At 66.6% G+C, this 13,102-nt stretch carries 11 protein-coding genes; 8 read left to right on the forward strand and 3 right to left on the reverse strand.

What is annotated here, in order from left to right; genetic code table 11:
• Nucleotides 1-373: 373 nt before the first annotated feature.
• Complete coding sequence (locus tag KV110_RS32060; protein WP_246634117.1) at nucleotides 374-1,708, forward strand: S8 family serine peptidase; 1,335 nt, start codon at nucleotides 374-376, stop codon at nucleotides 1,706-1,708.
• A 9-nt stretch (nucleotides 1,709-1,717) separates the two neighbouring features.
• Entirely contained in the window at nucleotides 1,718-1,969 is a 252-nt protein-coding gene (locus KV110_RS32065; protein WP_218470912.1) for a hypothetical protein, read from the forward strand.
• Nucleotides 1,970-1,994: 25 nt separating this feature from the next.
• Here KV110_RS32065 and KV110_RS32070 read toward each other — a convergent pair whose 3' ends face one another.
• Nucleotides 1,995-3,056: an alpha/beta hydrolase gene (locus tag KV110_RS32070; RefSeq protein WP_246634118.1), complete on the reverse strand. Its 1,062-nt coding sequence runs from the start codon at nucleotides 3,054-3,056 to the stop codon at nucleotides 1,995-1,997.
• A 401-nt stretch (nucleotides 3,057-3,457) separates the two neighbouring features.
• Here KV110_RS32070 and KV110_RS32075 point away from each other — a divergent pair, with 401 nt between their 5' ends.
• Entirely contained in the window at nucleotides 3,458-4,438 is a 981-nt protein-coding gene (locus KV110_RS32075) for a hypothetical protein (RefSeq protein WP_246634119.1), read from the forward strand.
• A 118-nt stretch (nucleotides 4,439-4,556) separates the two neighbouring features.
• Nucleotides 4,557-5,333 (forward strand): SAM-dependent methyltransferase, encoded by a 777-nt coding sequence (locus KV110_RS32080; protein WP_218470914.1) that lies wholly within the window; start codon nucleotides 4,557-4,559, stop codon nucleotides 5,331-5,333.
• 12 nt (nucleotides 5,334-5,345) lie between these two features.
• Here the strand turns inward: KV110_RS32080 and KV110_RS32085 are convergent, their stop codons facing one another.
• Together KV110_RS32085 and KV110_RS32090 are read right to left on the reverse strand one after the other, a co-directional pair.
• A complete protein-coding gene (locus tag KV110_RS32085; protein WP_218470915.1) occupies nucleotides 5,346-6,671 on the reverse strand; it encodes a HAMP domain-containing sensor histidine kinase in 1,326 nt (441 codons plus the stop codon).
• Nucleotides 6,671-7,366, reverse strand: coding sequence for a response regulator transcription factor (locus tag KV110_RS32090; RefSeq protein ID WP_218479172.1), 696 nt, complete (start codon nucleotides 7,364-7,366; stop codon nucleotides 6,671-6,673). The genes KV110_RS32085 and KV110_RS32090 overlap by 1 nt, the downstream gene beginning before the upstream one ends.
• 221 nt (nucleotides 7,367-7,587) lie before the next feature.
• Here KV110_RS32090 and KV110_RS32095 point away from each other — a divergent pair, with 221 nt between their 5' ends.
• The 4 genes from KV110_RS32095 to KV110_RS32110 all read left to right on the forward strand — a co-directional run bounded on the left by KV110_RS32095 (nucleotide 7,588) and on the right by KV110_RS32110 (nucleotide 13,024).
• Nucleotides 7,588-9,078: an alpha/beta fold hydrolase gene (locus KV110_RS32095; protein WP_218470916.1), complete on the forward strand. Its 1,491-nt coding sequence runs from the start codon at nucleotides 7,588-7,590 to the stop codon at nucleotides 9,076-9,078.
• Nucleotides 9,079-9,346: 268 nt separating this feature from the next.
• Nucleotides 9,347-10,258: a dihydrodipicolinate synthase family protein gene (locus KV110_RS32100; protein ID WP_218470917.1), complete on the forward strand. Its 912-nt coding sequence runs from the start codon at nucleotides 9,347-9,349 to the stop codon at nucleotides 10,256-10,258.
• A 64-nt stretch (nucleotides 10,259-10,322) separates the two neighbouring features.
• Entirely contained in the window at nucleotides 10,323-11,795 is a 1,473-nt protein-coding gene (locus KV110_RS32105; RefSeq protein WP_218470918.1) for an aldehyde dehydrogenase (NADP(+)), read from the forward strand.
• Nucleotides 11,792-13,024, forward strand: a complete 1,233-nt coding sequence (locus KV110_RS32110) for an NAD(P)/FAD-dependent oxidoreductase (RefSeq protein WP_218470919.1) — start codon at nucleotides 11,792-11,794, stop codon at nucleotides 13,022-13,024. The genes KV110_RS32105 and KV110_RS32110 overlap by 4 nt, the downstream gene beginning before the upstream one ends.
• Nucleotides 13,025-13,102: the final 78 nt, after the last annotated feature.

Here is a 13,102-nt window from a genome sequence, read left to right on the forward strand (position 1 = left end):
CCGCCAGCCTAGCGACGAACGAAGCCGTCGGCAATCCCTTATCAAATCGAAATGTATTCCACTAGAATGCATTTCGGTTTCAACTCGGACATCATTGGGAAACCACCGGGTCGGGCGCTGAGGTGCGGGAATACACTTGTAGTCGACTCCCGCCCAGAAACCATGCGCACCATCCCATCGTTGTCCGGTGTGTCTGTTTCGAGGCGCCCGCTGCCTGAATACGGGGACGTACTGTGATCCGAGACACGGTCGTCGGAGAAATTGCTGGCAGCTTGCGGTTCTCCCGACCGCGGGCCGGCCCGCCTCGTCGACCGCGGCCCCACCGGGCGTGGCCGACGCGAATTTTGCCGAGGAGAACGGCAGGATGTCGGTCATGCGCGTACTTATTCAGCTTCGTCCGTCCGTCGATCTGATTACCGCAGTCGCCGATCCCGCGGTGCCGGTTGCCTCCGCCGATGTTGCCGGGCATCTGCCCGGGATCGTGCTCGATCATTCGTTCGCTCCGGTCGCGGTGCCGAAATCCGTTCCCCCCGTGCGCGTCACCGAGGAGTTGACGTACTCGCCGGAACCAGCGGACGCGACCGTGGTGGTGCGCGGTGAAATCGGCGACGACGACATCGCGGGCTACGTGTCGCAATTGTCCGCGGCCCGCGGCGTCACCGGAGTATTCGCGGATCCACACATCCAGACCATCCTCACCTGTGGCGGCACCCCCGCGGTCGGCAATTGGCACGATGTCGAAACCCTGCTGCGCCATGGCGAGCTGGCGGCCGCCGGGCTGGACGGCACGTCGGTGGCGCTGGCCATCGTCGACACCGGCATCAATGTCGCGCGGGTCGAGCAGGTCCGTGGCGGCGAGGTGACCATCGACAAGGCGCGTAGCTGGAATCCGCCTGGTGTCACCGGAACGGCGGGTGAGTTTCCGGTGGACCACGGCACGATGTGCGCTTTCGACGCGCTCATCGCCGCGCCGAAGGCCGCGCTGATCGACATCCCGGTGCTGCGGAGTACCCGGCAGGGCGGCACCACGATGGACGGGCTGCTGTCGGACGCCCTCGCCGCCTACGCCCACCTGCGCACCGTGCTCACCGATCAGCCCGCCGTGTCACGGGCGCTGGTGATCAGCAACAGTTGGGGTTCGTTCTCGCCGAAGTGGGACTTTCCGGTCGGGCAGCCGGGCAATTACTCCGACAATCCGTCCCATCCGTTCAACGTGATCGTCGGCTCGGTCGAGTCCGCGGGCGCCGACATCCTCTTCGCCGCGGGCAATTGCGGGCGTGACTGCCCGGACGAACGCTGCGCCTACAAGGAGCGGCCGATCGGCGGCGCCAACTCCCATCCCGGCGTCTTGGCCGTCGGCGGCGTCGACACCGCGGGCATCCGGGTCGGCTACTCGTCGCAGGGCCCCGGCCGGTTGACCGCGCGCAAGCCGGATATCTGCGCCTACACCCACTTCCTCGGGTCGACGGCGTTCGGCGCCACCGAGCCGGACACCGGTACCTCCGCGGCATGCCCGGTCGCGGCCGGGCTGGTCGCGGCCATCCGCACCGAATGGTCGGCGACCGAGTTGCCGCCCGCGCGGCTGCGGGCGTTGCTGCAACGCACCGCTACCGCGCAGGCCGGAGGCTACAACTACGACTACGGATACGGCGTCGTCGACACCGCCGCGCTCCTCGCTGAACTGAAACGGACCGGCACTCGCGCGTAATGTTGGGGCATGCCGTTGCTCACCGTTCGGCTTCCGGGGAACGCGACCTTGGCCGACGCACTACGGAAGTTGCAACTCACCGTTGACGATGTCGATGCCGACTTCGGTCTGGTCGCCGTGGATCCCGAGCAGAATCTGTACGCCCTGCGGGTGACCGATACGGCCGCGGCACGCATGGCCACCAACGGACAGGGCGATGTCGAGATCTTCGCCGACCCGCGCATCGAGCCGGGCGACGGCGAACCGAAACCCTATGCGTAAGTAGGCTCGACGCAAGGTCAACGGGTCATTCGAACGTCGACTTCAGCCAGTCCCGAACGGCCGCCTGATACTCGGCGGTGTTCGGTGCGAGATTCACCGAATGCCCGCTGCCGGGCAAGACGAATGCGCGCAACTTCGCGGCCGGACTGAAATACGGTGCCTCCGCGGCAGCCAGCGTCTCGGTATTTTCACATGTCCGCAGGCACAACCGATCCGCACTGCCATTGACCACCATCACCGGGACGTTGATGTTGTTGGTCGTCGGCGGCAGGGTGGACGTCAGGCCATCGGGATACTCCGTCAGCGAGAAGACTTCCTTTGTCGCCTCGTCCACCGCGACCACCTCCGGGTCGGCGGCACCGGGCCCGTAGTAATTGCCCTGGCGAGTGCCGGGCCGTGTGGTCACATAGCCGGTGTCGTATCCCTGACCCGCGAATTTCGGATCCTGCTCGGCCGGATAGTAAGTGGACACTATGCCTGTCGTCCCGACGATATCCAGACTGTGCGAAAACCCGGTCAGCAGAACGCCATCCACATCGTGATAGGTGCTCGCCTCGATTACCGCGATACCGGAACTGAGCGAATGCCCACCGGTGATCACCTTGCTGAATGGTTGAAAGCCCGGCAGCCCCTGCCGCACCGCTCCGACGAGTTGATGTAGGGCCTGGACCGAACCGGTCGCGGTGAGTTGCACACTCGGCGGCCGGGTGCTGGCACCGTTGCCGAACCGATCGACGATCAGTGTCGCGTAACCCGCGATATTCATCGCGCGCCGAAAACTATAGGTCTGCGGCTCGTACGGGAAATCCCAGTAAGTGTGGTTGTAACCGGAACCCGGCATCATCACCATGACCGTGCTCGTCGGCCGCGCGGGCATACACATGGTGCCCGCCAAGGTGCCCAGCCCGGTTACCGGAAAGGAAACGGCGGTGCAGCGCTCCGGTAGCGTGGTGTGATCCGCATGGGCCACCGCCGGTGTTAGACAGAGAATTGTTGACATGACAAACGCTTGTATTGAGGCCCGCACGCGACGCGCTCCCCTCGGAGATACACGAGGATAACCACTTTGGCACCCTGGCTCAGTCATCAGACCGGAGGTTATCCCGCTAACTGGTGATACGCAATACCTATCGCGCCGCCTTCGATGCCTGTTACCGCCGTTCCCACTGCGGCAGAAGCGTTGCCACACTTGGGAACCGAGCCGACGAGCCGCCCGCGGCTCAGCCGTACCGGAGCCGCGTTTCGGCGGCTGTCCGTCGTCCATAGAACCATCAGATTGACGAATGGCGTTACCCCACAGAATGATTGGTAACCCTGATCTGATAATGGAGGTCGCGCGCGCCGCCCGCCGACCGCGAGTCGTAACAGAAAGGCAACGAGTCGTCTCGGCAGGGCGGGATGGAAAACGTTGGGTCTAGTATCCGACCCATGGGTACGCGAGCGGTGCACTTCGTAGGAAGTTTTCCGGCCGAGAGCACAGATGCTGCGATGAGAGCGATGTTGGACAGCGCGGGTCCACTGCTACGAACGCTGCCCACCGGCGAGACGCGCCGATACGAGTTCTATATCCGCCCGATCATCGAAGACCTGGTGGCGCAGGGCGCACTGGAATCGAAGAAACCCGGTCAGTGGAACACGAGTCGGGATCGGACCATTTATCGTGCGCCGGGCGGTAAGCGGCTCAGCGGCGACATGATGGACCTCGGGTATCTGCGCGAGGCCAAGGAAGCGATACCGGTATTCGAGGCACTGCGCGCGGCGCGGGAGTTGCCCGACCTCACGCTCCAGATCGGGATGCCGACCACGTTCACCATGGCGTTCATCGCTACGGGTGCGTCCGGTGTGTTACGGAACAAGAAGGCATTCACCGACGCCACGGTGCGCGACATCAGCGGGATCCGTGAATTGGCCGGTGACGATGTCGTGATACAGCTGGAGGCGACCGCGGAATTGGTGCTGATGGCGAAGACGCAGCCGCTGCACGGGCTGGTCGACCGAATGTTGGGACTGGGCAGTGGAATCGCCGAGCTGGCGTCGTTGTCCCCCGCGGGAACTCGTTTCGGCGTACATCTCTGCCTAGGCAGCATGAACAACAAGGCCCGCGCCACGTTGCGCAATGCTCGACCACTGGTGCATTTGGCCAATTCCGTAGTGCGGCACTGGCCTTCGGATCGCGCCTTGGAATACATCCACGGGCCGTTCGCGGCGGGTGACATACCCCCGTCGGCGAAGCCCGAGTTCTACGCGCCCCTGACCGGCCTGTCGCTCGGTGCGGGAACACATTTCTACGCGGGATTGGTCCACGACAGTCCTACCGAAGCGGAACAGTTCCACACGTTGCAGCTCATCGAGCAGGCGCTCGGCCGGCCGGTCGACGGCGTCGCGACCGCGTGCGGCCTGGGCCGACGTCCTCGTCCGGTTGCCGACGCGCTGATGGAGCGGGCCAATACACTTGCCGCCAAAGGGTGATTCGACGCGCGGGCTTCGAGGCCCGCGTCGATGCCTGGACAGCTCGGCGTAAAAGCACCGCCCAGCCGGGAAGATCGCTACGATTATGGTCGAGGATCGGGAGGACACCTTGTCTGAAATGGACCGCGCGCCTGGACTCAACCCGAACGTGCCGAGTTCGGCACGGATCTACGACTACCTGCTGGGCGGTAAGGACAACTACGACATCGACCGGGAAGTCGCTCATCGCATGCTCGCGATCGCGCCCGATACCCGGACCTTGGCCTGGTTCATCCGCCAGTTCCTGGTGCGGGCAGTCCAACTGGCCGCTGAGGCGGGGGTTCGACAGTTCATCGATCTCGGCGCGGGAATACCCACCTCACCCAACGTGCACGAAGTAGCTCGCAAAATCGAACCGTCGGCGCGAGTAGTTTACATCGACAACGACCCCGTCGTGCACGCGCATTGTGACGCGCTGCTGGCGAATTCACCCGGTCTGACCGCACTGAAGGCCGATGTTCGCCGACCGGACGACATTCTCGACCAATTGAAAACCGGGTCGATCATCGATTTCAACGAGCCGGTAGCCGTGCTGATCGTCGGCGTGCTGCATTTCGTGATGGACGACGAACACCCGGCCGACATCATCGCCAAGTTTCGCGACGCGATGGCACCGGGCAGCTACCTCGCACTCACTCATGGTTCCAACGAAACTCACCCGGACTTCATAGCCCAATCGCAATCCGACACCGACACAACCCCATCCCAGGTGGTGTACCGATCTCGGGAGCAGACGACAGCGTTCCTCGACGGCTTCGAGATCCTCGACCCCGGCGTGGCGCCGGTGCAGGAATGGCTGGAGGGCGACCTGCCCGCCACCCGGCTGGTGATCTACGGAGGCATCGGCCGCAAGTAGCGCCACCGGTCGTCAAATTCGGCGACGACGGGGTGTGCTCGATGGCGGTGCGTGCGGCGGTAGTTCGAAGCCGATGCGCGCGCCGGGACCGTGCTCGGCGAACACGGTGCCGTGGTGTGCGGTGACAATGTCCGCGACGATGGCGAGGCCCAGCCCGGAACCCGGTGTGCCCCGGGTGTTCGCCGCGCGATAGAACCGATCGAAGATCGCGGTGGTGTCATCGGGGGCGATGCCGGGTCCCTGGTCACGCACCGACAACCGAGTGCCGTGGATGTGCACGTCGATCGGGGTGTCCGGGGGGCTGAACTTGATCGCGTTGCCGAGCAGATTGTCGACGCACCGCGCCAGCGCCCGCGCCCGGGCCAGCACCGGGCGCGGCTGGTCCGCGGTGACGGTGATGGTGCGCCCGCTGCGGTGGCGGAAACGTTGCGCGCAGTCTTCGGCCAGCGTGAGCAGGTCCAGCACGATAAGTTCCTCGGCGGTGTGCTGGTCGGTGGCGAGTTCGACCAGTTCGGCGACCAGTGCGTCGAGCGCGGCGGACTCCTGCACGAGGGTATCGAGCACCTTGGTTTCGTCATCGGGTTCGAGGCGGCCGCGGGCGCGTTGCAAGAGTTCGGCGCTGCCCCGGATGGAGGTCAGCGGGGTGCGCAGTTCGTGGCTGGCGTCCTGGACGAGCCGGTGCTGCTGGGCGCGGGAGCGGCGCAGCGCGGTGAGCATGGTGTCGAAACTGCCGGTGAGGCGGCCGATTTCGTCGCGACCGGTCGGTGGCAACGGGACCGACAGGTCCTGGGTGGAGCTGATGTGCTCGGTGGCGGCGAGCAAGCGCCGGACGGGTCGCAGAATCCGGCCGATCGCCAGCCAGCTCAGCAGGGCCGACAACGCCACCGCGATCAGCGTGATGCCGCCGGTGCGCCAGATGAATTCGTTGTCGAGCTGTTCGGGTTCCTGGTATCGCTGCGCGACCATCACCGCGCCACCGCCCTGGCGCGGCTTGGTGAGGATCCCGTACGGCACTCCGTCGAGGTCGATGTTGTATTCGGCGATTCCGCTGCCGGTTCGGGCGACCAGGCGATCGGCCTCGGCGACCGGGAGCGCCAACCGGCCCGGTGCGAGCGGGCGGGCGGTACCGTCGGCAAGCAGCAGCTGTTCGGTGGTGTCGGAGCGCTCGGGCAGTACGGCGGGCAGCACCGCGATGACGGCGTCGGCGCGGTCGTTGAGACTGCGGTCGTGCTGATCGGCGACCAACTCGGTGATCCCGCGATACGACGTCGCCAGCGTGACGACGATCGCGGCGATCACCGCGACGATGACGACGAGGGTGATCCTGGCGCGCAACATCAGGCGGGACGAACGGCGTAACCGACATTGCGGACCGTGTGGATCAACCGAGGTTCGCCCTCCTGCTCGGTCTTGCGACGCAAATAGCCGATGTAGACATCGAGCGAGCGGGAATCGGTGTCGAAGTCATATCCCCAGATGTGTTCGTAGATGCGGCTGCGGGTCAATACGATTCGCGCGTTGCGCAGCAGTAGCTCGAGCACGTCGAATTCGGTTTTGGTGAGCTCGATCGCCCGCTGGCCCCGGTGCACCTCACGGGTCGCCGGGTTCAATGTCAGGTCCGCGACGGACAGGATGGCGTCGTCCTCGTCCAGGGTGCTGCGGCGCAGCAGGGCCCGCAGCCGGGCGAGCAGTTCGTCTGTCGCGAACGGTTTGGGCAGGTAGTCGTCGGCGCCCGCGTCCAACCCCGCGACGCGGTCGCCGATTTGGTGGCGGGCGGTGAGCACCAGGATCGGCAATCGGTCACCACGGCGGCGCAGCAACCTGCACAGCGAGAGTCCGTCCAGGCGCGGCATGACCACGTCGACCACCGCGAGATCCGGCTGTATCCGCTCGAGCATCTCCAGGGCCTGTTGTCCGTCCTCGGCCAGGTGGACGCGGTAGCCCTCGAAGCGGAGCAGCTGGTCCAGGGTGCTGCGGACGTGCGGGTCGTCCTCTACGACGAGCACGGACGCGGCGGGTACTGGCGAGCTCATTGCGGTCACGCCGCCATTGTTGCTGGCGGATTGCGAATTCGGTGAGATCAGGTTGCTCACTTCGTGACCGCCGTCACGTGTGCGGCGTGGCCCCGCCGCCTCCACTGGATTCTTACGGGATTTTGTCGTCGGCCTCTTCGCTCGTTGACCTTTCGCACTCAGGATTCAGTCAAGACCTCGGCTCGATACCGGGAAGTCTTCTGAAGGAAGGGATTTCGAGGATGCGCAACGGAATGCGGGCAGCCGCTGCCCTGGTAGCGGCAATCGCTGCCACGACGCTGGTCACGGCATGTGGTGACAAGGCAGCGTCCGGCCCGGACTGGTGCCCGACGGTGCCGGGTCATCGGGTCGACTGCGGTATCCAGTCGCGCCCATTGGTAGCGGACAAACCGGAATTGGGCACGGTCGCCGTGAGTTACGCGGTCATTCGGCGCAGCAAGCTCGACGCACCGGCCGCGGGCACAATCGCACCGAACCCGGGTGGGCCCGGTGTGCCACTGATCGCCCAGGCCGCGCAGGCGGCGCAACTGTCCACGCAACTGCTCGACGATCACGATCTGCTGCTCATCGACCCGCGCGGCACCGGACTGTCCAGCCCGTTGGACTGCGGCGCGAGCGAAGCCGAATACACACTCGGCACCCGCGACCTACAGCAGCAGACGGTGGCACGATGCGGCGAACAGCTCGGTGCGCGCGCCGCCGGATACACCTCGGCCGCTACCGCGGACGATTTCGACGCGGTCCGCGAACAGCTCGGCATCCCGAAACTGGTGCTCTACGGCTTTTCCTACGGCACCTACCTGATGCCGATCTACGCCGAACGCCACCCCGACCACGTGCAGTCCATCGTGCTGTCCGGCGCCTATCCGCGCGACTTCGATCTGCTGTCGCGTCCCAACGCCGAGGCGGTATCGCTTGCGCTCCAACGAATCTGCGAGCGACGCCAGGTTTGTGACGGCGCGACCGCCGTCGCGGACCTGCGCACGGTGGCACGGCGGTTGGCTGTCCAGCCGATCTCGATCGGTGCGCCGAACCCGTTGCAGCTCAACGAAAGTAAGCTGGGCACTCTCATCTTCGAGGTGGCAACCACCGGCGTAGGCGCCGACCCGCAAGCCCGCACCCTGCTGGGCATGCTGCCCGCGGCACTGCACGCCTCGGCCCAGGGCGACGACACGGCGCTGCGCCAGTTCGCCGAACGCGCCGCCGCCGAACCGACCGCGGAGAACATCGATCTCTACATCGCCGTTGCCTGCAACGACTACCCGACACTCTGGTCGCGCGAGGCGGGATTGCCGGAGCGCGAGCGGCAATACCGGCACGGGCTGGCGGCAGCCGGACCCGACGGCGTCGGAGCCTTCAGCGCCGAAGGATTCGGCGCGGCCCAGCGCGACGGCGGCGACGCATGCATCCGCTGGCCGAATATCACTCGCCCGCAACCGGTTCCGGCCCGCGACACCCTGCCGAACGTTCCGGTACTGGTGGTCTCCGGCGATCTCGACGCCATCACCCCCGATGCGAACGGCCAACGGGTAGCTGCCGGTTTCCCACAAGCAACATTCCTGTCGGTCCCCAACACCGGCCACGTCCCGGATCTGGAACCCAGCGGTTGCGTCACCGACATCGTGGCCCGATTCATCCGGTCCGGCAGCACCGGACCGACCTCCTGCATCGAGTCCATCCCACCCATCGCGGTTACCGCAGTCCCGCGCTGATCCCCTCACCTCCGAAAACCGCGCCCCGCCAGCAGCGTGTGCCGATCGAAGTCGAGTAGTCGCACCGAGGCCAACTCGACTTCGCCCGGTAAACGCTGATGGCGGGGCCTTCGCGGATTGCGGCTGCGCACAGCGGAGTTCGTGTGTCTCGCACCACTTCAGTCATCTTGCGTGACCGTCGTCACTTCGCTATCTTGTGCAATGTCACACGTCACATGACATCTGGACCACCTCGGTGGTCCGGACAATCGCGCAGATGGAGGCTCCAATGTCCGAACCGATCACCTCAGCAGTGAGCAAGCCCTGGCATGGAATCCTGGTCGCGACGACGCTGCCGTTCGCTGAGGACTACTCGGTCGACTACGACGCCTACGCGCAGCACGTGCAGTGGCTGGCGGCCAATGGTTGTCACGGTGTGAGCCCGAACGGGTCGCTCGGCGAGTACCAGACCCTCGACGACGAGGAGCGCGCCAGGGTGGTCACCACGGCCATCGCGGCTGCCCCGGCGGGATTCACGGTGATGCCGGGAGTCGCGGCGTACGGGGCGTTGCAGGCGCGCAAGTGGGCCGAGCAGGCCGCCACGGCGGGAGCGCAGGCGGTAATGCTGCTGCCGCCGAACACCTATCGAGGCGGCCGGGATTCGGTACTCGATCACTACCGCACCGTGGCCGAGGTGGGTTTGCCGATAGTCGCGTACAACAACCCGATCGACACCCGCATCGACCTGACCCCGGATCTTTTGGCCGAGCTGCACGGCGAGGGACTGATCGTGGCGGTCAAAGAGTTCACCGGCGATGTGCGCCGGTTCTACGAGATCAAGGAACTCGCACCGGAACTCGACGTGCTCGTCGGGTCGGACGACGTGGTCTTGGAGCTCGGCATCGCGGGCGCGGTGGGCTGGGTGGCCGGCTACCCCAACGCGATCCCGAGGGCGACGGTCGAGCTGTACAACGCGGCGGTCAACCGGGACCTGGACAAGGCGCTGCCGCTGTATCGCGAGCTGCACAAGCTGCTGCGGTGGGACTCGAAGACCGAGTTCGTGCACGCGATCAAACTGTCGATGGAGCTGGCCGGGCGCCCGGGCGGGAAGTGCCGTCCGCCGCGGGTTCCGCTGGCACCGGAATTGGTCGCGAAGATCAGCGAGGACACTCGTGACGTGCTGGCCAAGGGCTACCGGTAAAGCACACACCGACTGCCGAGCACACACGGACTGCCAAGCGCACCCGAGAGACGAGGAGCTAGCGATGACCGACAGCACGGTCGAATCCGTTCGCGACACGACTGCCGACGAGGTCGACGCGATTGCCGTCGCGGCCGCAGGTGCCGCGGGCCCATGGGCGGCAATGAGTCTGGCCGATCGAGCGGGAGTGCTGCGCGGCGTCGCCGACCGGCTCGACGCGCACGCCGCCGAGCTGATCCCGGTGGCGATGCGGGAGACGCATCTGGCCGAAGCGAGGCTGGCCGGCGAACTCCGGCGCACCAGTTTTCAGTTGCGGCTGTTCGCGCAGACCGTGCTCGACGGCTACTTCCTCGACGTGCGCATCGATAGCGCGGACGCCGACTGGCCGATGGGTGCGCCGCGGCCGGATCTGCGCCGGATGAATGTCGCGCTCGGTCCGGTGGTCAACTTCGCGGCCAGCAACTTTCCGTTCGCCTTCTCCGTCGCGGGTGGCGACACCGCCGCCGCGCTCGCCGCGGGCTGCCCGGTGATCGTCAAAGCCAGTCCCGGGCACCCCGAACTCTCCCGTGCGGTGGGCCGCCTCGTCGATCAGGCACTTGCCGAATTCGGCGCTCCGAGTGGCACTTTCGGCCTCGTCTTCGGGCGCGATGCCGGAGTCCAGGTACTCACCCATCCCGCCATCGCCGCTGCCGCCTTCACCGGCTCCACCGCGGGCGGACGGGCGCTGTACGACCTGGCGTGCCGTCGGCCGGTGCCGATCCCGTTCTACGGGGAACTCGGCTCGATCAACCCGGTATTCGTCACCGAGGCGGCCGCGCGGACGCGGGCAGCGGAGATCGCATCGGGACTGCTGAGCGCGGTGAGTGCGAGCGCGGGCCAGCTGTGCACCAAGCCGGGCCTGGTCGCAATACCAGAGGGCGCAACGCTTTTCACCGAACTGGCCGAGCTGACCCGGACCGGTCCGGTGCCGACAGGGGAAATGCTCAACGAGGGGATCGCCGCCGGGTTCACCCGCGCCGTCGAGCACGTGCGCGCGCAGCCGAACGTGGAACTGCTGGCGGGCGGCGAGCCCGGCGAAGCGCTACTGCTCGCCACCACGGCGCGCACGGTGCTGTCCGATCCCGACGCACTGCTGCACGAGATGTTCGGCCCGGCAACACTTCTGGTCAGCTACCGGGACACCACTGAATTGCTCGAGCTGGCCCGTTCAGTGGGTGGGCAGCTGACCGTCTCCATATTCGGCGACCACGTCGACGACACCGTCCGGGCGCTGACCGCCGCCGCGGTGGGCACGGCCGGGCGGGTGCTGTGGAACAGCTGGCCCACCGGACTCTCGGTGACCTACGCGCAGCAGCACGGCGGACCCTACCCGGCAACCACGTCGCCGACCTCGACCTCCGTTGGTACCGCGTCGATCTCGCGCTTCCTGCGACCGGTGGTGTACCAGTCGGTGCCGGACGACCTGCTGCCGCTCGAATTACGTTCGGACAACCCGCTTTCCATCCCACGATCGGTGAACGGGGCGCGGCCGCAATGACCGGAGCCGCGCCCCGCGCCACCGCCATGCGGGGAACCGACGTCCTGATCATCGGTGGCGGCATGATCGGCTGCGCGCTCGCGGACCGGCTCACGCTGGCCGGTGCCGCGGTCCGCGTCTGTGAGCGGGGCGGGGTGGCCTCCGGAACCACCGCGCACGGTGAAGGGAATGTGCTCGTCTCGGACAAGGGTCCTGGGCCGGAGTTGGCGCTCGCCCAGTTGTCCCGGCGACTGTGGCCCGCTGTCCTCGAGCGGATCGCCGAGCGCCTGCCTGTCGACGCGGCGGCCGTTGAATGGGAGCCCAAGGGCGGCATAGTCGTCGCCACCACCGATGCGGGCGCCGCCGCCCTGGTCGACTTCGCCGAGAGCCAACGTGGCGCGGGCGTGCGGTGCGAGGACCTGGACGCAAACCAGTTGGCCGCGGCCGAGCCCGCTTTGACCCGCGACGTGTGCGCTGCCGTGCACTACCCGGAGGACGCCCAGGTGCAACCGGCCGGTGCGGCGACCGCTCTGCTCGCCGCGGCGATCGCGGCGGGCGCGGTGCTCGAGACGCGGTGCGAGGTAACCGCGCCGCTGATCAATGCCGGCCGATTGATCGGAGTGCAGACCAGCCGTGGACCGCGGCACGCCGACGTCGTGATCAATGCGGCAGGCCCGTGGTCCAGCACGGTATCGCACCTGTTGGGCGCGCCGATCGCGATCAAGCCGCGGCGGGGCGACGTGCTCATCACCGCGCCGATGCCGCCGACCGTCTTCCACAAGGTCTACGACGCGGATTACGTAGGAGCCGTTGGTAGTTCGGACGCGGCGCTGCAATCCTCGGCCGTTGTCGAGTCGACTCGGGGCGGCCCGCTGCTGCTCGGCTCGTCACGTCGCCAATGCGGCTTCGACGACCGGCTCCGCCCGGACAGCCTGGCCGCCATCGCCCGCAGGGCAATTCGCCTGTACCCCGTGCTCGCCGAGGTCGCGATCATGCGGGCCTACGGCGGCTTCCGCCCCTACGTGGACGATCACCTCCCGGTGATCGGGCCCGATCCGCGACTACCCGGACTGTGGCATGCCACCGGGCACGAGGGTGCGGGCATCGGCCTGTCGGTCGGCACCGCCCAACTGATTTCGTCCGCGCTTGCCGGACAGACAGACGAGGTCGACATCGCGGCCTTCACCGTCGACCGCCCCGCCGTCATCACTCAGTCCACCGAACCGAGCACGAAGAAGGTACTCCGATGAGTGAGCGAAGCGAACGAATCAGCAGCACAGCGCCCTTGGCGAATGATGTAGCCGAGCGCCAGCGAGGCCAGTCATGAG

The sequence above is a fragment of the Nocardia iowensis genome (assembly GCF_019222765.1).
Classification (GTDB): domain Bacteria; phylum Actinomycetota; class Actinomycetes; order Mycobacteriales; family Mycobacteriaceae; genus Nocardia; species Nocardia iowensis.

Bases quoted from the DNA above. Each gene is read 5' to 3' on its own strand.
- KV110_RS32060 (WP_246634117.1), top strand. From the start codon at position 374: ATGCGCGTACTTATTCAGCTTCGTCCGTCCGTCGATCTGATTACCGCA.
- KV110_RS32065 (WP_218470912.1), top strand. From the start codon at position 1,718: ATGCCGTTGCTCACCGTTCGGCTTCCGGGGAACGCGACCTTGGCCGAC.
- KV110_RS32070 (WP_246634118.1), bottom strand. From the start codon at position 3,056: ATGACTGAGCCAGGGTGCCAAAGTGGTTATCCTCGTGTATCTCCGAGG.
- KV110_RS32075 (WP_246634119.1), top strand. From the start codon at position 3,458: ATGAGAGCGATGTTGGACAGCGCGGGTCCACTGCTACGAACGCTGCCC.
- KV110_RS32080 (WP_218470914.1), top strand. From the start codon at position 4,557: ATGGACCGCGCGCCTGGACTCAACCCGAACGTGCCGAGTTCGGCACGG.
- KV110_RS32085 (WP_218470915.1), bottom strand. From the start codon at position 6,671: ATGTTGCGCGCCAGGATCACCCTCGTCGTCATCGTCGCGGTGATCGCC.
- KV110_RS32090 (WP_218479172.1), bottom strand. From the start codon at position 7,366: ATGAGCTCGCCAGTACCCGCCGCGTCCGTGCTCGTCGTAGAGGACGAC.
- KV110_RS32095 (WP_218470916.1), top strand. From the start codon at position 7,588: ATGCGCAACGGAATGCGGGCAGCCGCTGCCCTGGTAGCGGCAATCGCT.
- KV110_RS32100 (WP_218470917.1), top strand. From the start codon at position 9,347: ATGTCCGAACCGATCACCTCAGCAGTGAGCAAGCCCTGGCATGGAATC.
- KV110_RS32105 (WP_218470918.1), top strand. From the start codon at position 10,323: ATGACCGACAGCACGGTCGAATCCGTTCGCGACACGACTGCCGACGAG.
- KV110_RS32110 (WP_218470919.1), top strand. From the start codon at position 11,792: ATGACCGGAGCCGCGCCCCGCGCCACCGCCATGCGGGGAACCGACGTC.